At 64.0% G+C, this 17,868-nt stretch carries 18 protein-coding genes; 3 read left to right on the top strand and 15 right to left on the bottom strand.

What is annotated here, in order from left to right; all coding sequences use genetic code 11:
* Positions 1 to 154: 154 nt before the first annotated feature.
* From B5V02_RS10550 to rplS, 6 genes are all read right to left on the bottom strand, one after another.
* A complete protein-coding gene (locus tag B5V02_RS10550; protein WP_111544155.1) occupies positions 155 to 790 on the bottom strand; it encodes a class I SAM-dependent DNA methyltransferase in 636 nt (211 codons plus the stop codon).
* Between the two features lie 101 nt (positions 791 to 891).
* Positions 892 to 1,701 (bottom strand): amino acid ABC transporter permease, encoded by an 810-nt coding sequence (locus B5V02_RS10545; protein ID WP_111544154.1) that lies wholly within the window; start codon positions 1,699 to 1,701, stop codon positions 892 to 894.
* Positions 1,702 to 1,925: 224 nt separating this feature from the next.
* Positions 1,926 to 2,723 carry a transporter substrate-binding domain-containing protein gene (locus B5V02_RS10535; protein WP_111544153.1) on the bottom strand — a complete coding sequence of 266 codons (798 nt, stop codon included), beginning with the start codon at positions 2,721 to 2,723 and terminating at the stop codon, positions 1,926 to 1,928.
* Between the two features lie 174 nt (positions 2,724 to 2,897).
* On the bottom strand, positions 2,898 to 3,383 hold the full coding sequence (locus tag B5V02_RS10530; protein WP_111544152.1) for a MarR family winged helix-turn-helix transcriptional regulator: 486 nt from the start codon (positions 3,381 to 3,383) through the stop codon (positions 2,898 to 2,900).
* Positions 3,380 to 3,814 (bottom strand): organic hydroperoxide resistance protein, encoded by a 435-nt coding sequence (locus tag B5V02_RS10525; protein WP_111544151.1) that lies wholly within the window; start codon positions 3,812 to 3,814, stop codon positions 3,380 to 3,382. The genes B5V02_RS10530 and B5V02_RS10525 overlap by 4 nt, the downstream gene beginning before the upstream one ends.
* 144 nt (positions 3,815 to 3,958) lie before the next feature.
* A complete protein-coding gene (gene rplS, locus B5V02_RS10520) occupies positions 3,959 to 4,498 on the bottom strand; it encodes a 50S ribosomal protein L19 (RefSeq protein ID WP_111544150.1) in 540 nt (179 codons plus the stop codon).
* A 327-nt stretch (positions 4,499 to 4,825) separates the two neighbouring features.
* Between rplS and B5V02_RS10510 the strand changes: the two genes are divergently transcribed.
* Positions 4,826 to 5,578, top strand: a complete 753-nt coding sequence (locus B5V02_RS10510) for a sulfite exporter TauE/SafE family protein (protein ID WP_111544149.1) — start codon at positions 4,826 to 4,828, stop codon at positions 5,576 to 5,578.
* On the opposite strand, the gene trmD is transcribed toward B5V02_RS10510, so the two are convergent.
* The gene (gene trmD / locus B5V02_RS10505) at positions 5,560 to 6,258 is read right to left on the bottom strand and encodes a tRNA (guanosine(37)-N1)-methyltransferase TrmD (protein WP_111544148.1); all 699 of its coding nucleotides are present in this window, start codon (positions 6,256 to 6,258) and stop codon (positions 5,560 to 5,562) included. The genes B5V02_RS10510 and trmD overlap by 19 nt on opposite strands.
* Entirely contained in the window at positions 6,255 to 6,854 is a 600-nt protein-coding gene (gene rimM / locus B5V02_RS10500) for a ribosome maturation factor RimM (RefSeq protein WP_111544147.1), read from the bottom strand. The genes trmD and rimM overlap by 4 nt, the downstream gene beginning before the upstream one ends.
* 229 nt (positions 6,855 to 7,083) lie before the next feature.
* Between rimM and B5V02_RS10495 the strand changes: the two genes are divergently transcribed.
* Both B5V02_RS10495 and B5V02_RS10490 read left to right on the top strand, forming a co-directional pair.
* Complete coding sequence (locus tag B5V02_RS10495; RefSeq protein WP_111544146.1) at positions 7,084 to 8,022, top strand: tyrosine recombinase XerC; 939 nt, start codon at positions 7,084 to 7,086, stop codon at positions 8,020 to 8,022.
* A 60-nt stretch (positions 8,023 to 8,082) separates the two neighbouring features.
* The gene (locus B5V02_RS10490) at positions 8,083 to 9,150 is read left to right on the top strand and encodes a TraB/GumN family protein (RefSeq protein ID WP_111544145.1); all 1,068 of its coding nucleotides are present in this window, start codon (positions 8,083 to 8,085) and stop codon (positions 9,148 to 9,150) included.
* A gap of 222 nt (positions 9,151 to 9,372) precedes the next feature.
* Here B5V02_RS10490 and B5V02_RS41085 read toward each other — a convergent pair whose 3' ends face one another.
* The 7 genes from B5V02_RS41085 to B5V02_RS10455 all read right to left on the bottom strand — a co-directional run bounded on the left by B5V02_RS41085 (position 9,373) and on the right by B5V02_RS10455 (position 17,790).
* Positions 9,373 to 9,714 (bottom strand): hypothetical protein, encoded by a 342-nt coding sequence (locus tag B5V02_RS41085; RefSeq protein WP_208647065.1) that lies wholly within the window; start codon positions 9,712 to 9,714, stop codon positions 9,373 to 9,375.
* Positions 9,715 to 9,869: 155 nt separating this feature from the next.
* On the bottom strand, positions 9,870 to 11,276 hold the full coding sequence (gene lpdA, locus B5V02_RS10480) for a dihydrolipoyl dehydrogenase (protein ID WP_111544144.1): 1,407 nt from the start codon (positions 11,274 to 11,276) through the stop codon (positions 9,870 to 9,872).
* Positions 11,277 to 11,300: 24 nt separating this feature from the next.
* A complete protein-coding gene (locus B5V02_RS10475; RefSeq protein ID WP_111544143.1) occupies positions 11,301 to 12,056 on the bottom strand; it encodes an SDR family oxidoreductase in 756 nt (251 codons plus the stop codon).
* Entirely contained in the window at positions 12,053 to 12,553 is a 501-nt protein-coding gene (locus B5V02_RS10470; protein WP_245445844.1) for a hypothetical protein, read from the bottom strand. The genes B5V02_RS10475 and B5V02_RS10470 overlap by 4 nt, the downstream gene beginning before the upstream one ends.
* A 76-nt stretch (positions 12,554 to 12,629) precedes the next feature.
* Entirely contained in the window at positions 12,630 to 13,445 is an 816-nt protein-coding gene (locus B5V02_RS10465) for a hypothetical protein (RefSeq protein WP_111544142.1), read from the bottom strand.
* 28 nt (positions 13,446 to 13,473) lie between these two features.
* Entirely contained in the window at positions 13,474 to 14,754 is a 1,281-nt protein-coding gene (gene odhB, locus B5V02_RS10460; RefSeq protein ID WP_111544141.1) for a 2-oxoglutarate dehydrogenase complex dihydrolipoyllysine-residue succinyltransferase, read from the bottom strand.
* Between the two features lie 48 nt (positions 14,755 to 14,802).
* Positions 14,803 to 17,790 carry a 2-oxoglutarate dehydrogenase E1 component gene (locus B5V02_RS10455; RefSeq protein ID WP_111544140.1) on the bottom strand — a complete coding sequence of 996 codons (2,988 nt, stop codon included), beginning with the start codon at positions 17,788 to 17,790 and terminating at the stop codon, positions 14,803 to 14,805.
* Between the last annotated feature and the right edge of the window lie 78 nt (positions 17,791 to 17,868).

The raw sequence follows: 17,868 nt of genomic DNA, 5'->3' as shown, positions 1-17,868 counted from the left end.
GCCCACAAGCTTGGTGCCCAGAAAAGCCTCCGCCAAGCTCAACTGACCCGTCCGCTTCACTGCCATCCTGATGTCCTCCGAGCTTCTGTCTCAGAGAATCACAACCAGCGAATTACGCAACAGGCCCCTTGTGGGAGAAGGAAAGATGCGTCCCTCAAACTACCTCGAAGACAAAAGTCTTCACCAGCGCGTCGGGCTCGGCGATCGCGTAGCACCGGAACCACGGGCTCTGCTCGACCGGCCGCCATTTTTTCGCCTGCTCCAGTTCGTCGAAAACAGCCTGGAACCCGCCGTTCGCAAAAACCTGGTCGCGCACGGTGAAGATGGCGTGCCCGCCCTTCCTGGTGATGCGCACCAGCTCATGCAGGCCCGATGCCGGCGCATGGCTGATGGTGAACACGCCCGTCGAGAAGAAGGCGCGGAAATGGTCATCCGGCCACGGCAGCGGTCCGCCCAGCATCGCCTGTTTGAGCTCGCTGTAGGCATTGCGGCTGCCGGCGATTTTCAGCATGTTGTCGGAGAGGTCGAGACCGGCAATATCGTTGTAACCGAGCGCCTTCAGCGACGGTCCCGACAGGCCGGTGCCGCAACCGGCATCGAGCAGCGGCCCTTCGCCCGCCGGCACGTGGCGCGCCACCCAGGCGGTGATCAGGAAAGGCAGCAAATATCCGAGCGACGCGGTCTCGCTGTCATAGGTCGCGGCCCATGCGGCATAGGCCTCGGCCAGCGCTTCCGGCGTATCGGCCGTGTAGACGGAATCCAGCGCCGCATTGGCTTTGTCGACGATCATAGGTCGTGCTTCTCCCAGCTAATGCATGTCGCCCAAAAGTGCGCAGCGGTTTGGGACGACGACATGCATAAAAGCAAGATACCGCTGTCCTGGTTCAAAACCTATTCCTCGTGCTGGCGGCGCAACCGCCGTTCCAGCGCCCGCAAAGCCAGCGACAGGCCGACGGTCAGGATGAGATAGACATAGGCGACGATCGAATAGGTCTCGAAGAAGCGGAACGAGCCGGCGGCATAGACCTTGCCCATCTGCGTGATGTCGGCGACGCCGAGCACCGAGACCAGCGAGGAATCCTTGACCAGAGCGACGAAATCATTGCCGAGCGGCGGCAGGATGGTGCGGATCGCCTGCGGAAACACGATCAGCCGGAAGCGTTGCGCGCGTGTCAGTCCGAGAGCTTTCGCCGCTTCGATCTGGCCTTTCTCGACCGCCTGGATGCCGGCCCGAAAGACCTCCGAGATGAAGGCCGAGTAACCGATGGTCAGCGCCATGATGGCGCGCCACAAGAGCGACACGTCGCGCACCAGCAATTCGCCCAGCAGGCCGGCATTCTGCAGCGGCGCGGTCAGCGCGTTCCAACCCGCGACAAAGGCCGGCGCGCCGACGAAGGCGATCCAGAACAACAGCACCAGGATCGGCACGCCGCGGATGATCTCGACATAGAAGCGGGCGACCTGGCGTAGCCAGCGCGAGCCCGACAGCCCCATCAGCGAAATGCCCAGTCCGATGGCGGACGCCAGCACGAAGGCAACCACGGTGACGAAGACGGTGATGCCGATGCCCTTGGCGACGGTGGCGAAAACCTGGGCGTAGAGGTCGCTGGTCGCGACGAAGACGGCCACCGCAATCGCGATGGCCACGGCCACGACGAGCCACCAAGGGAAGTCGGATTTGGAAGAGGAAGGGGCCTGCATCAGAAGGACTGCACCAAGGCACCCCCCTCTGGCCTCCCGGCTATCTCCCCCGCAAGGGGGGAGATCGGCAGCTCCGCAGGCGGCGCTACAACATAGGCGATTGCCGAAAGTCGAGGCGACATCTGATCTCCCCCCTTGCGGGGGAGATGTCCGGCAGGACAGAGGGGGGTGTTCAAGCGCAGAGTCAGCGCGCTAGCATCACCCCACGCGCGCACCAAGACGAACTACTGCCCCATCTTGTAATCAAGGAACCATTTCTTGTTGAGCGTGTCGAACGTGCCGTCCGCTTTCAGCACCGCGATTGCTGCGTTGACCGGCTTCACCAGATCGGAACCCTTCGGGAAGATAAACCCGAAATCCTCGGTGCCGAGCGGCCCGCCGATCAGCTTCAGCTTGCCCTCGGAAGCGTCGACATAGCCCTTGCCCGCGGTGCCGTCTGTCAACACGACATCGACGTCGCCGGACTTCAGCGCCTGCACCGTGGCGCCAAAAGTCTCGAACAGTTTGATGCGCGGGTTCTGCTCATTGCCGTCGAGCACGCTGTAGACGGCGGTGTAGAAGGGCGTCGTGCCGGCCTGGGCGCCGATCAGTCCGTCCTTGAAGGCGCCGAAGGTTTTGGCGTCGGTGAAGCGGCTTTCGTCGCCGCGCACCAGCATGAACTGTTCCGAGCGCATATAGGGGTCGGAGAAATCGACCTTCTGCTTGCGGTCGTCCTTGATGGTGATGCCGGTCATGCCGATGTTGTACTGGTTGTCGGAAACCGCCTGGATCATCGCGTCCCAGGAGGTGTTCTGGTACTCGACGGTGAAGTTCAGCCGCTTGGCGATCTCGTTCATCGCGTCATATTCCCAGCCGATCTGTTTTCCCGTCTTGGCATCGATGAACTGCAGCGGCGGATAGGCGTTTTCGGTCACCACCACCACCTTCTTGCCGCCGAGATCGGGCAGCGCCTGCGCGAATGCGGCGACGGGCGCCAGGATGAGGGCAAGCAGGCCGGCCAGCAGCAGTTTCGATTTGGTCATGACACACTCCCGGAAATTGAATGGCCCGGACAGGGGCCGGGCTTGCAGGAAATCCGGCGCCGACTTTAGCTTTCCGCAAGCGCCATGCAAGACGGTCCACTGCGTCAGCTGACGCGAAAACGGATTCCAGTGCCTTCAATCCGGGAATTCCTGGACGATCCTTGCGGTCTCCCGTCAATCGGCGCCCGCTTCCCGCAAACCGTCGATCAGCCGGGTCAGGGAGTGATGCAGGGATTTCAGCTCGTCGCCATCGAGCACTGAATGGCAACGCATCGCGGCCGATACCGCCTTGGCGCCCTCGCGCAGTGCTTGGCCCTGATGCGTCGGTTCGACCAGCACCCGGCGTTCGTCGGCGGCATCGCGCCGGCGTGTGACCAGGCCGTTGGCTTCGAGGCGCTTGAGCAGCGGCGTCAACGTTGCCGAATCGAGCCCCAAGGCATCACCGAGTTCGCCGACGGTGCGCGGTGCATGCTCCCACAGCGCCAGCATGGTCAGATATTGCGGGTAGGTCAGGCCGAGCGGCTCGAGCAGCGGCCGGTAGAGCCGTGTCATCAGCCCGCTCGCCGAATAGAGCGCGAAGCAGAGATGCTGCTCGAGCTTCGGTATCCCGGCGAAATCCGCCGGGACGTCCAGGGGCGAAGGGGTCGTTCTGGTGGTCATGCTGCCTTTGCCGGAAGCGCCTTTGCCGAAAGCGCCACCTCGATGTTGCCCTTGATGGCGTTGGAATAGGGGCAAACCTGATGCGCCGCCGATACAAGCGCCTCTGCTGCCGCCTGATCAAGACCTTTCGTCTCGGCCGCGAGCGAAACGCCGAGCAGGAAACCGCCCTGGCCATTGGGATGCAGGCTGACATTGGCCGTCACCGAGGCGTCCTGCAGCGGAAGTTTCTGCTTGCCGGCGATGAAGCGCATGGCGCTTTCGAAGCAAGCGGCATAGCCGGCGGCGAAAAGCTGTTCGGGATTGGTGGCGCCACCCTTGCCGCCCAGTTCCTTCGGCATGGCAAGGTCGAGGCTGAGCAGGCCATCGCCGCTCTGGACATGGCCGGCGCGGCCGCCGACGGCCCGAGCTTGAGTGGAATACAATGCGGTCATCTCGTGTCTCCATTTATATTGTGCACGATTATTTAGTACACGATGTAAATTGAGTCAACCGCGGATTTTCTACCAGGACATGAAACGCCCAAAACGAAAAAAGGCGGCCGAAGCCGCCTTTTAAAACCATGCTTGTCGAAAACCTTATTCGGCGGTCGCGGCTTCCGCGGCCTTGGCTGCCTCGTCGGCGGCCTTCTTCTCGGCGGCGTCCTGGGCGGCCTTCTCGACGGCCAGAGCCTCGGCGGCTGCCACCTTCTCGGCCTCGATGCGGGCCTTTTCGGCGTTCAGCGCATCGCGCTCCTCATCGTTCAGCTTGCGGGCGCGCACGCCGGTGTTTTCCGAGATACGGGCCGACTTGCCGCGACGATCGCGCAGATAGTAGAGCTTGGCGCGACGCACCTTGCCGCGGCGAACGATCTCGACGCCTTCGACCATCGGCGAGTAGACCGGGAACACGCGCTCGACGCCTTCGCCGTAGGAGATCTTGCGGACGGTGAAATTTTCCTGGAAGCCGGAGCCGGCGCGGGCGATGACGACGCCCTCATAGGCCTGGACGCGGGTGCGGGTGCCTTCGGTCACGCGGACCTGGACGCGCACGGTGTCACCGGGCTGGAATTCGGGAAGCTTGCGCTTGGCTTCGATCTTGGCGGCCTGTTCGGCCTCGAGCTGACGGAGAATATCCATCTCAAAAATCCACTTCTTGTTCTTCCGACAGTCAGAGCGTCCGACACTCGCCTTGCAGTTCCACTGACCGCTCGGCTATGCCCTTTGTCCCAGGACACAGGGTGTCCAAGACATCGGGCAGGGGCGACTACACCGTCATTGTTGACGGGTCCGGTAGATTGTTCTTCCGGTTCGGCGGGCACATACAGCTATTTCGACGCTTTGTCACGCCCGATCCCGAGTCTTTTTTGGTCGCATGGCACCATCATAACCTTCCGGTGCCGGGTTGCGTCCGTCTTACAAGCTTCCTAAGCCGGGCGCAGCACAGTTTTCTGCGGCGGCATTTCCATGTCTATCTTCGACGCCATCCTGCTTTTCCTCGCGGGCTTTCTGTCAGGCACCGCCAATGCGGTAGCCGGTGGCGGCACATTCATCACCTTCGGCGCCATGACATTGGTCGGCCTGCCGCCGATCGTCGCCAACGCCACCTCCTCGGTGACGCAATTTCCAGGCTACATCACCTCGACGCTGGCCTACTCAGCCGACATCCGGCATTTCTGGCGCGGCGCGCTGCTGCTCTGCCTGATCTCGGCGGTCGGCGCGCTGGTCGGCGCGCTGATCCTGCTGGCGCTCGACAATCCGTCGTTTCGCGTTCTGGTGCCATGGCTGCTGTTAGGCGCAACCGCATTGTTCGCCGCCGGGCCATGGCTGAAGCCGGCGCCAAAACCGGGGCATGAAGCGGCCGTCGGGTCGCTGGCCGGTTCCCTGGCACAGTTTCTCACCGCCATCTATGGCGGCTTCTTCGGCGCCGGCATGGGCGTCATGATGCTGGCGACGCTCGGCCTGACCCAGGCCGGCGACTACCATCGGCTGAACGCGCTGAAGAACATGCTGGCCATAGTCGTCGCCGCGGTCGCGATCGTCGTCTTCGTCTCGGGCGGCGTCGTCGCCTGGCCGCAAGCCATCATCATGATCCCGGGCGGCGCACTCGGCGGCTATGCCGGGGTCTGGATCGCCAAGCGCGTGCCGCAGAATTTGGTGCGCGGCTTCGTCGTCGCGGTCGGCCTGTTTCTCACCTTCTACTACTCCAGCAAGGGCTGAGCGCCGGGCAGGTCGGGTCGCCGTTCCTGCGTCAGCGCCTCGGACGCCGCCCGCCGCCATGCGGCGATCTTCTTGTGATTGCCGGAAATCAGCACCTCGGGAATCTCGCGCCCCTCGAATTCCTGTGGCCGGGTGTAGTGCGGGTGTTCGAGCAAGCCGTTCTCGAAACTCTCTTCTTCGCCCGACACCGCATTGCCCATCACACCGGGCAACAGCCGCACCACCGCGTCGAGCAGCACAAGGGCCGCCGGCTCACCTCCGGAGAGGATGAAATCGCCGATCGAAACCTCTTCCAGGCCGCGCGCCTCGATCAGCCGCTGGTCGACACCCTCGAAACGGCCGCACAGGATGACCGCGCCCGGCCCGGCCGCCAGTTCGCGCACGCGCGCCTGCCTCAGCGGTTTTCCACGCGGGCTCATCAGCAGGCGCGGCCGCGCGTCGCCCTCTGGCGAGGCGTGGTCGATGGCCTTGGCCAGCACGTCGGCGCGCATCACCATGCCGGCGCCGCCGCCGGCCGGCGTGTCGTCGACGGTCCGATGGCGGTCGGTGGCGAAGTCGCGGATCTGGATCGCTTCCAGCGACCATGTGCCGGCCTCCAGCGCCCGGCCGGCGAGCGACAGCCCGAGCGCGCCCGGAAACATCTCGGGATAGAGCGTCAGCACCGAGGCTTTGAACGTCACCGGTTGCCCCCGGCATCGCTCGGTCCACGCGGCCTGCCCTTCGGGTCGAAGTCTTCTTCGCGAGGGCCATCGCCATCCTCGTCCTCGACAAGCCCGGCCGCCGCCGGATCGACGCGGACAAAACCCTCGGCGATCGACACTTGCGGCACGGCGGCCTGCGTGAACGGGATCAGCACGCCCTTGCGTCCGCCCAGCGTTACATCGAGAATGTCGCCGCCGCCAAAATTGTGCACGGCGACAACCTTGCCGATGGCAGCGCCGGTGTCGTCCCGGACCTCGAGGCCGACGAGATCGGCATGATAGAATTCGTCCTCTTCGCCATCGTCGGGCAGCATCGAACGGTCGACGAACAGTTCGGTGCCGGCCAGCGCCTCGGCGGCGTTGCGGTCGGCAACACCCTTGAAGCGGACCACGACGACGGTGTTGGCGGGTCTGATGTCGATGATCTGGAAGGCGCGGCCGTCCCTGGCATAGAGCGGCCCATAATCGGCCAGCGCCAGCGGCTCACCGGTGAAGGTCTTCACCCGCAATTCGCCCTTGATGCCGTGGGCGGCGCCGATCACGGCCATCTGGACGGGGTTCTGGGGCTTGCTCATGGCGCGACATCCTTTGGCTTTGCTCTAACCCTCCCCGATTGTCATTTCAATGACGTGCTCTTCACCGCTTCCTAACCCGGCTGCCGGAAAATGGTTGCCAATGCATGTCGCCCAAAAGTGGCTCCCGGTTTTGGGATGACGACATGCATAAAGACAAATGCATGTCGCCCAAAAGTAGCTCCGGTTTTGGGGACAACGACATGCATGAAACAAAGATTGGAAGCACGCCATGCAGGAATTCCTCATCCCGGCAAAACCCGACCTCCAGGCGGCGCGTGAAAGCTGGCTGAAGATGCTGGCGCGCGAGCGCAGGCTGTCGCCCGAGACGGTCGAAGCCTATGAGCGCGACACACGCCAGTTCCTGCATTTCCTTACCGGCCATTGTGGCGGCTCGCCCGGCATCTCGGACATCGCCAATCTGCGCCCGGCCGATCTGCGCGGTTTCCTCGCCGCCCGCCGCAACGCCGGCGCCGGCGCCCGCACGCTTGGCCGCGGGCTGGCAGGTATCCGCTCGCTGTTGCGGTTCCTCGAACGGCGCGGCCTCGTCAATGCGGCGGGTGCTGCCGCGCTGCGCGCGCCGCGCCAGCCCAAATCGCTGCCCAAGCCGCTGACCGCAAGCGATGCAAAGCATATCGTTTCCGTCGAAGGCCAACTGGCGGAAGAGCCATGGATCGCAGCCCGCAACGCCGCCGTGCTGACACTGCTCTACGGCTCCGGCCTGCGCATTTCCGAGGCGCTCGGCCTCGCCGGCGCCGATCTGGCATTGGCGACCGACACCGTGCTGCGCGTCACCGGCAAGGGCGGCAAGACCCGGCTGGTGCCGGTGCTGCCGGTGGCGCTGCGGGCGATCGCCGAATACCGCCGGCTGTGCCCCTATCACCTCGACCCGAAGGGCCTTTTGTTTCGCGGCGCGCGCGGCGGCCCGCTCAACCCGGCCATCGTCCAGCGCGACATGGCCAAACTGCGCTCGGCGCTCAACCTGCCCGATACAGCGACGCCGCACGCGCTGCGCCATTCCTTCGCCACGCATCTGCTCGGCCGCGGCGGCGATTTGCGCACCATCCAGGAGCTGCTTGGCCACGCCAGCCTGTCGACGACGCAGATCTACACCGGCGTCGACACCGCCAGGCTGCTCGAAATCTACGAATCAGCCCATCCAAGGGCATGAAGCTTCAATTTTGCAGTGCCGGTTAACCGTTTTGCCGCTTTTCGGTCTTAGGAAAGGGCCATGAAACGCGTCATCGCCATCGCCGACCGTGCAGCTTCCGTATCGCTGAAGCTGCTTGTTGCGCTCAATGTCCTGTTTTTCCTGTCGTTCCTCGCCGTCTTGCTGTTCGCGGGCGGCAGGGCTCATGCCGAGATCCCAACCTGCACCGGCGCCGATATGCTGTCGGCCTTGCAGAAGAGCGATCTGGCGGCCTATCAGAAGATCGAAGCGGAGGCCGCCGCCACGCCCAACGGCAAGGGCCTGCTGTGGAAGCTGGAAAAGCCGGGCGAAAAACCGTCCTTCCTGTTCGGCACCATGCACATGACCGACCCCCGCGTCACTGCGCTGCCGCCGGCTGCGCAGAAGGCCTATGACGCCGCCGCCACCATCGTCATCGAAACCACCGACGTGCTCGACAAGCAGCAGATGATGGCGGCTATGCTCAAGGAGCCGGACCTGATGATGTTCACCGACTCTACGACGCTGTCGTCATTGCTGTCGCCGGACGATGCGGCGGCCATGAATGCCGCCCTCGACGCGCGCGGCATCCCGCCGGCAACCGTTGCCAAGATGAAGCCGTGGATGCTCTCGGCCATGATGGCGCTTCCGGCTTGCGAACTCGCCCGCCAGTCCGGCGGCGCCCCGGTGCTCGACGTCAAGCTTGCGGAAGGTGCCAAGGCCGCCGGCAAGCCGGTGGAAGGCTTGGAAACGGCTGCCAGCCAGCTGCGCGCCATGGCCTCGCTGCCGCTCGCCTTTCACATGAAGGGTCTGGTCGACACGCTGAAGCTGGGCGACAAGGTCAACGACATCAACGAAACCATGATTGTTCTCTACCAGCGCGGCGACACCGGCATGTTCTGGCCGCTGTTCCGCGCCGCCATGCCCGATGAGCAGGACGACCCCGCGGGTTATGCGGCGTTCGAGGAAACCATGATCACCAGCCGCAACAAGGTGATGGTCGAGCACGCCGAACCGATCCTGGCCAGGGGCAATGCGTTCATGGCGGTCGGCGCCCTCCACCTTCCCGGTCCCGAGGGCCTGGTCGAGGATTTCCGCAAAGCCGGCTATACTGTCACCGCTGTCAACTGAGTCGCATAGTCCGGGCGTCGTGTTTTCGGCGTTTTCCTCGACTAGCGTGAAACCTGTTCAACGATTGCGCGTTGAGTCGTGTTGATTGATATTTTTCATCCACGGAGGACACTTTTATGGCGAACACACCGAATCCAAACGACCCGTTCAATTCGTCCACCAACGCCCCACGCCCAAGCGGCGGTGGCGGCGGTAGCACCTGGCTGATTGCGCTGGTCGTCGTTATTCTGGCGGTTGTCGCGTATTATGTTTTCGGAAGAAGCGGCGGTGAGCATCCGGCAACTGCCGAGCCGCCGGCGGCCAGCACGCCGGCGCCTGCGCCGGCTCCTGCGGAACCGATGAAGCCAGCCGAACCAGCTCCGGCTGCACCCGCTCCGGCGGCGCCTGCCCCTGCAGAACCTGCCCCGGCGCCTGCGCCGGCTCCAGCGCCAGCACCGGCTCCTGCCGCACCGGCCAACTGATCGGCCAACTGGTCGGCCAACTGGTCGGCTTGATATCAAATACGAACGGCCCGCTGAAAAGCGGGCCGTTTTGCTTTGGGTGGTGTCGCCACACGTTCGTCATCCTCGGGCTTGACCCGAGGATCCATGCCGCGAGGTCAGCCGAAGAACGCAGCGGAACAGAAATATCTGCACCGCTGCAGCGCTCTGATGTCGCGGCATGGATCCCAGGGTCTCCGCGACGGAGCTGCGCTCCTGCTCCGCCCTGGGATGACGACGTTAGATGTGGATCGGCTTGAAGAAGGTCGCCAGCGCCGCCTCCTTGACCGCTTCCGACATCGTTGGATGCGCATGGCAGGTGCGGGCGAGATCTTCCGAGGAACCGCCGAATTCCATCAGCACCGCCGCCTCGTGGATCATCTCGCCGGCGCCGAAGCCGACGATATGAACGCCGAGCACGCGGTCGCTGGCCTTGTCGGCGAGAATCTTGACGAAGCCGTCAGTGTGCAGCATGGCGCGCGCCCGGCCATTGGCGCTGAACGGGAATTTTCCCGCCTTGTACTCGATGCCGGCCATCTTCAGCTCTTCCTCGGTCTTGCCGACCGAGGCGATTTCCGGGCTGGTGTAGACGACGCTTGGAATGACGTCATAGTTCACATGGCCGGCCTGGCCGGCAATGGTTTCCGCCACCGCCACGCCCTCGTCCTCGGCCTTGTGCGCCAGCATCGGCCCGGCGATGACATCGCCGATGGCGTAGATGCCGGGCACGTTGGTCTGAAGATGCCCGTCGGTCTTGACCCGGCCGCGCTCGTCGACCTCGACGCCGGCCTCCTTCAGCCCGAGGCTGTCGGCATAGGCGCGGCGCCCGGTGGCGATCAGCACCGCGTCCACCTCGATGGTCTCGGCGGCGCCGCCCTTGACCGGCTCGAAGGTGACGGTCGCGCCCTTCTTGGCCTTGGCGACGCCGGTGACCTTGGCGCCGAGCTTGAACTCGAAACCCTGTTTCGACAGCAGCCGCTGGAACTGCTTGGAGACCTCGCCGTCCATGCCGCCCAGGATGGTGTCGAGGAATTCGACGACGGTGACCTTGGCGCCAAGCCGCGCCCAGACAGAGCCGAGCTCGAGGCCGATGACACCGCCGCCGACCACCACCAGATGACCAGGCACCTTGTCCAGCGACAGCGCGCCGGTCGACGACACGATCACCTTCTCGTCGATTTCGACCTTGACGCCGGGAATGCCGGCGACATCCGAGCCGGTGGCAATGACGATGTTCCTGGTCTCGATCTCCTCGACCTTGCCGTCCTCGCCGGTCACAGAGACCTTGCCGGCCGCGATCACCTTGCCGGTGCCGCGAAAGCTATCGATCTTGTTCTTCTTGAACAGGAAGGCGACGCCGTTGACGTTCGACGACACCGTCGCGTCCTTGTGCGCCATCATCTTCTTCAGGTTCAATTTCGGCGCTGATATCTCGACGCCGAGCGTGTCGAAGGAATGGCCGGCCTCGGCGAACATCTCGGAGGCGTGGAGCAGCGCCTTCGATGGAATGCAGCCGATGTTGAGGCAGGTGCCGCCGAAGGTCGCGTTCTTCTCGACCACCGCCGTCTTCAGCCCGAGCTGCGCCGCCTTGATGGCGCAGACATAGCCGCCCGGTCCCGATCCGATGATAACGACGTCATAAGCCATGATACTGTCCTTCTTGATTGGGGCTCAGCGGCCGCCGCTTACATTCAGGATCGCGCCCGTCGTATAGGACGCCGCGTCGGATAGAAGATAGAGAACCGCGCCCGCGACTTCATCCGCTGTGCCGGCTCGTTTCATCGGAAGGGTGTCCTGGATCAGTGTCACCCGGTCCGGCTGTCCGCCGGAAGCATGAATCTCCGTGTCGATGATGCCCGGCCGAACCGCGTTGACGCGGATGCCTTCCAACGCCACCTCGCGGGCAAGCCCGATGGTAAAGGTGTCGATGGCGCCCTTGGACGCTGCATAGTCGACATAGTTGTCCGGCGCGCCCAGCACCGCCGCCGCCGACGAGATGTTGACGATGGATCCGCCCTCGCCGCCATGGCGGGTCGACATGCGCTTGACCGCTTCGCGGGCGCACAGGAACGAACCGACGACATTGATGCGCATCATGCGCTCCAGCCGCGAAACGTCCATCTCGTCGACGCGCGCCTTGACGTCGACGATACCGGCATTGTTGACGAAGGCATCGAGCCGGCCATAGGCGCGGTCGACGGCGGCGAACATGGCAACGATATCGGCCTCAACGCCAACATCGCCCTTGACCGCAAAAGCTTCGCCGCCGGCGGCCTGGATTTCGGCGACCAGCGCATCGGCGGCGTCCTGATTCGCAGCGTAGTTGACCGCGACGCGATAGCCGGCCTTCGAGCCGAGCCGGCAGATCGCGGCGCCGATGCCGCGACTGCCACCGGTGACCAGCAGTACCTTTTGCGACCGGCTCATTCCTGGCATCCCTTCAAGGCAAACACATCCCAGGGCACTTTCGAAAATCCGCTGCCGCCATAGGCCGAGGATTGGCGCAACGACTGACCAAGATCCGGCAGGATCAGCGTCTTCGGCGCTTCGACGCCTTCTGCCGGCAGCAGCCCGATGCTGCCCTTGTCATCCGACGTGTAGATGACGCCGTGCCAGGACGTGCAGGCGGCAAGCTCCTCGCCGGTGACGTCGCCCTCCGGGCATTTGTACATCAGCACGCCGTTCGGCCGCGACACACCCTCGTTCCACATGACGATGCCGTTCAGCACCACATTATTGTCGAGGATCATCCGGAAGCTGTTGGTCACCGTCGCCGAGGTGCCGGTCGGGGTAAAGTCGATCTCGCTGCCGCTTTGGGCCTCGCCATAGACGGCAAGCTCGATCGGGCAGCCGGCTACGGCAGCCAGAGGCCACCCGAGGCCGACCGCGAAGGAAACCAGCGAACCGCCGACACGTATCGTCATCGCGTTCGGGGCGCCAATGCCTGGGCGACATCGCCACCCCGCCGGCACTCCGACGCAGCCGTGCTCAGGGCCATGCCTACTGGTCTCCCGTCTCTGAGGTCGAAAGGGCGGGCAGGCGTTTGCCCACCTCCACGCTGATGCCGGCATAGCTCATCGTCGCAAGCCTTTCGTACCAGCCCTTGTCCTCCTTGCAGCTCCGTCTCAGCGAGGCCAGCGTCGCCGCATCCGGTTTGTGCCAGAGGTGGTTGGCGTCGGCTGCGTTCAGTTCCGCGCTCACTTCGTCGCGCGGCAGGCCGGCTGCGATCAGCTTCTGCCCCACTTCGATCAGCATGCCATTCCAGTCATGGATCAAGGTAGGTAACAATCCGAACCCGACAGCGCCGACGCAATCGAACAGCTTTGTCTGCGCCGGCAGATCACCTTCGATCGTTGCCTTGATCTCTGTCCACTGGGCATCGGAAACCGGCGTTTCGACCGCCCGGAGTCCCGTGCCTTTCAGCATTCCCTTGATGAGTTGAACCCACCCCTCATCCTCCGAGCCTGCGAGTTCGTCGATTTTGCTGCCGTTATTGCAGTCGATTTTCGCAGGGATCAGCGGGTGATCGAGCCGCGCCTTGACACTCCTGACGAAGTCGGCGGGAAAGCCGTCGGCCCAGAGCGACGCAACGAGGATCTCTGCCGCTTCCTCCCAGGCCTTGTCGTCGCGAGCAGGTGAGGATGGCGGCGCGCAGACTGCCGCAATGGAGCGGGCCGTCACGAGCGAATCGGCATAGAAATCCAGTACAGGGAGGTACTGCGATGGCGGTACCTCGTCCGCCTGGGCCTGAGGACTGAAGGCGGTAAACCCTGCGGCCAACGCAGCCGAGGAAAGCGCCTGCAGAAAGTACCTCATAGAACTCCCCTCTCGCTCAGACCGGCGGTCAGAGATCGAGCACCAGCCGTTCCGGATCCTCCAGGCTTTCCTTGACGCGCACCAGGAAGGTCACCGCTTCCTTGCCGTCGACGATGCGGTGATCGTAGCTGAGTGCCAGATACATCATCGGCCGGATCACGATCTGGCCGCCGACCACCACCGGCCGATCCTGGATCTTGTGCATGCCCAAAATGCCCGACTGCGGCGCATTGAGGATCGGCGTCGACATCAGCGACCCGTAAACGCCACCGTTGGAAATCGTAAACGTACCGCCTTGCATATCCGCAACCGACAGCTTGCCGTCGCGCGCGGCGATGCCCAGGCGGCCGATTTCCTTTTCGATCTCGGCGATCGACATCTGGTCGGCATCGCGCACGACCGGCACGACGAGGCCCTTTTCGGTGCCGACGGCGACGCCGATATGGGCGTAGTTCTTGAAGATGATGTCGGTGGCATCGATCTCGGCGTTGACCGAGGGGATTTCCTTCAGCGCGTGGGTGACGGCCTTGGTGAAGAAGCCCATGAAGCCGAGCTTCACGCCATGCTTCTTCTCGAACACGTCCTTGTATTTGCTCCTGAGCGCCATCACCGCGCTCATGTCGACCTCGTTGAAGGTGGTCAGCATGGCGGCGGTCGACTGCGCTTCCTTGAGGCGGCGTGCGATGGTCTGGCGCAATTTGGTCATGCGCACGCGCTCCTCGCGCGACGCATCGTCGCCCGAGGACGGCGCGCGCACCGCAACCGGCGCCGGCGCTGCCTTGGGCGTCTCGGCCGGCTGCGACGGTGCACCCTTGGAGATCGCGTCGAGCACGTCGCCCTTCAGCACCTGGCCGCGCTTGCCCGAACCGGAGAGCTGGTCGACCGCCAGATTGTGCTCGGCGATCAGTTTTGCCGCGGCCGGGGCCGGCGGCATGCTGCGCGGCTCGACCGCGCCGGCGTCGCCGGCGATCTTGGCGGTCTCGGCCGCGGCCTGCTTGCCGGTCGATGCCGCATCCGGCGACGAGGCCTGCGACACCGCCTGTGGCTTGGTCGCTGGAGCGGCAGCCCCGCCGCCCGCCGAAATCGAACCCAGCAGCGCGCCAACGCCGACCGTTTCACCTTCCTTGACGGTGATCTCGCCCAGCGTGCCGGCGGCTGCGGCAGGCACCTCCACCGTCACCTTGTCGGTCTCGAGCTCGAGCAGCGGCTCATCGGCGGCGATGGTGTCGCCGACCTTCTTGAACCATTTGCCGACGGTCGCTTCGGTGACGGATTCGCCGAGAGTGGGAACGCGGATTTCGGTAGCCATTGTGCCTGTCCGTTTCTTTCGGTTCTGTTTTGTCAGCCCGGATCTGTTCTATTCACCGAGCGCGTCTTCGAGCAAGGCGGCGAGCTGGGCGAGGTGCTTCGACATCAGTCCGGTCGCCGGCGAGGCGGCTGCCGGACGGCCGGTGTAGCGCACCCGCTGATGCTTGGCGTCGATATGCGCCAGCACCCATTCCAGATACGGGTCGATGAACGACCAGGCGCCCATGTTCTTGGGCTCCTCCTGGCACCACACCATCTCGGCATTGCGGAAACGCGACAGTTCCGTGATCAGCGCCTTGGCCGGGAACGGATAGAGCTGTTCGACGCGCAGCAGATAGATGTCGTTGATGCCGCGCTTCTCGCGCTCCTCGTAGAGGTCGTAATAGACCTTGCCCGAGCACAGCACGACGCGGCGGATCTTCGAATCCTTGGTGAGCTTGATCGCCTGGTTGGGCAAGAGCTGGGCATCGTCCCACAAAAGCCGGTGGAACGAGCTTTCGCCGGAAATTTCCGGCAGCGTCGACACCGCCCGCTTGTGGCGCAGCAGCGACTTCGGCGTCATCAGGATCAGCGGCTTGCGGAAGTCGCGCTTCAGCTGCCGGCGCAGGATGTGGAAGTAGTTAGCCGGCGTCGTGCAGTTCGCCACTTGCATGTTGTCTTCGGCGCAAAGCTGCAGGAAGCGCTCGAGGCGGGCCGAGGAATGCTCTGGACCCTGGCCTTCATAGCCATGCGGCAGCAGGCAGACGAGGCCCGACATTCTGAGCCACTTGCGTTCGCCCGACGAGATGAACTGGTCGAACACCACCTGGGCGCCGTTGGCGAAGTCGCCAAACTGCGCTTCCCACAGAGTCAGCGCCTTCGGTTCGGCCAGGCTGTAGCCATATTCGAAACCCAGCACCGCCTCTTCCGACAGCATCGAGTTGATGACTTCGTAGCCGGCCTGTGCGGCCGACAGATTGTTGAGCGGGATATAGCGGGTCTCGTCGCGCTGGTCGTAAAGCACGGAATGGCGCTGCGAAAAGGTGCCGCGTTCGGAATCCTGGCCCGACAGGCGGATCGGATTGCCGTCGAGCAGGATGGCGCCGAAAGCCAGCGCCTCGGCCGTCGACCAGTCGATGCCTTCGCCGGATTCGATCGCCTGGCGACGGTTCTCGAGGAAGCGGATGATCGTCTTGTGCGCCTCGAAATCCTTCGGCACCTCGGTCAGCTTCTTGCCGATTTCCTTCAGCGTCTTGACCGGCACGGCGGTCTTGCCGCGCCGCTGTTCGTCCTGGTTGTCGGCCGTGCGCAGGCCCGACCAGGCGCCGTCGAGCCAGTCGGCCTTGTTGGGCTTGTAGTGCTGGCCGACTTCCCACTCGGATTCCAGATGCGCCCGCCAGTCGGCCTTCAGCTGGTCGAGCTCGGCCTGGGTGATGTGGCCCTCGGCGATCAGCCGGTCGCCATAGATCTGCACCGTCGTCTTGTGGATGCGGATGTTGCGATACATGATCGGCTGGGTGAAGGCCGGCTCGTCGCCCTCATTGTGGCCGAAGCGGCGGTAGCAGAACATGTCGACCACAACAGGCTTGTGGAACTTCATGCGGAATTCGATCGCCACCTTGGTGGCATGGACCACGGCTTCCGGGTCGTCGCCATTGACGTGGAAGATCGGCGCTTCGATCATCTTGGCCACGTCGGACGGATAGGGCGACGAGCGCGAGAAGCGCGGGTTGGTGGTGAAGCCGATCTGGTTGTTGATGATGAAATGCAGCGTGCCGGCGACGCGGTGGCCGCGCAGGCCGGACAGGCCGAGGATTTCGGCGATCACGCCCTGGCCGGCGAAGGCGGCATCGCCGTGCAGCAGCAGCGGCAGCACCTTGGCGCGCTCTTCCAGCGGCACGATTTCCTCGCGGCTGCGGCCGAACAGATAATCCTGCTTGGCGCGCGCCTTGCCCATCACCACCGGATCGACGATTTCCAGATGCGAGGGGTTGGCGGTCAGCGACAGATGCACCTTGTTGCCGTCGAACTCGCGGTCCGACGAGGCGCCGAGATGGTACTTGACGTCGCCCGAGCCCTCGACCTCGTCGGGTGCTGCCGAGCCACCCTTGAACTCGTGGAAGATGGCGCGGTGCGGCTTGGCCATCACCTGGGAAAGCACGTTCAGCCGGCCGCGATGCGCCATGCCGAGCACGATTTCCTTCATGCCGAGCTGGCCCCCGCGCTTGACGATCTGCTCCAGCGCCGGGATCAGCGATTCACTGCCGTCGAGGCCGAAGCGCTTGGTGCCCTTGTACTTGACGTCGATGAACTGCTCGAAGCCTTCGGCCTCGACCAGCTTCTGCAGGATCGCCTTCTTGCCGGTGGCGGTGAAGGAGATCTCCTTGTCGGCGCCCTCGATGCGCGCCTGGATCCAGGCCTTTTCCTCAGGATCGGAAATATGCATGAACTCGACGCCGAGCGTCGAGCAATAGGTGCGCGTCAGGATCTCCAGCATCTGCCGGATGGTGCCGAATTCGAGCCCGAGCACATTGTCGAGGAAGATTGGCCGGTCGTAGTCGGCGGCGGTGAAGCCGTAATTCTCCGGCGACAATTCGTTGTAGTCCTCGAGCGGCTTGGCGATGCCGAGCGGGTCGAGATTGGCGTGCAGATGGCCACGCATACGATAGGCGCGGATCATCATGATGGCGCGCACCGAATCGCGCGTCGCTTGGTGCACGTCGGCGTCGGAAAGGACGATACCGTTGACGACGGCCTTGTCCTTGACCTTCTTTTCCAGATGCTTCTCGACGATGCCCCAGTTGCCGTCGAGCGCCGACACCAGTTCACCATTGGCCTGCAGCGGCCAGGAGGGCTTCGCCCAGGAGGCGCCCTTGGCGTTCTTGCGCACATCGCCCGCGTCGTCCTTCAGCCCGGCGAAGAACTCCTGCCATTCTGGATTGACCGAGGCCGGATCGTCCTCATAGGCGGCGTAAAGCGCGTCGATATAGTCGGCGTTGCCGCCATAGAGGAAAGAGGTGAGCGAAAATTGGTCGTTGGCCTGATCTTGTCTTGCCATGTCACTTAGCGGAGCCGCGCTCCGTCTCCTGTTTTTGGAGGGGAGTAGGGCAGTAGGGGAAGCAGGCGGTTGCCGCGC

Origin of the sequence: Mesorhizobium kowhaii, assembly GCF_003253745.1 — a bacterium.
Taxonomy (GTDB): domain Bacteria; phylum Pseudomonadota; class Alphaproteobacteria; order Rhizobiales; family Rhizobiaceae; genus Mesorhizobium; species Mesorhizobium kowhaii.
This window is presented reverse-complemented; position numbering and strand designations above follow the sequence as displayed.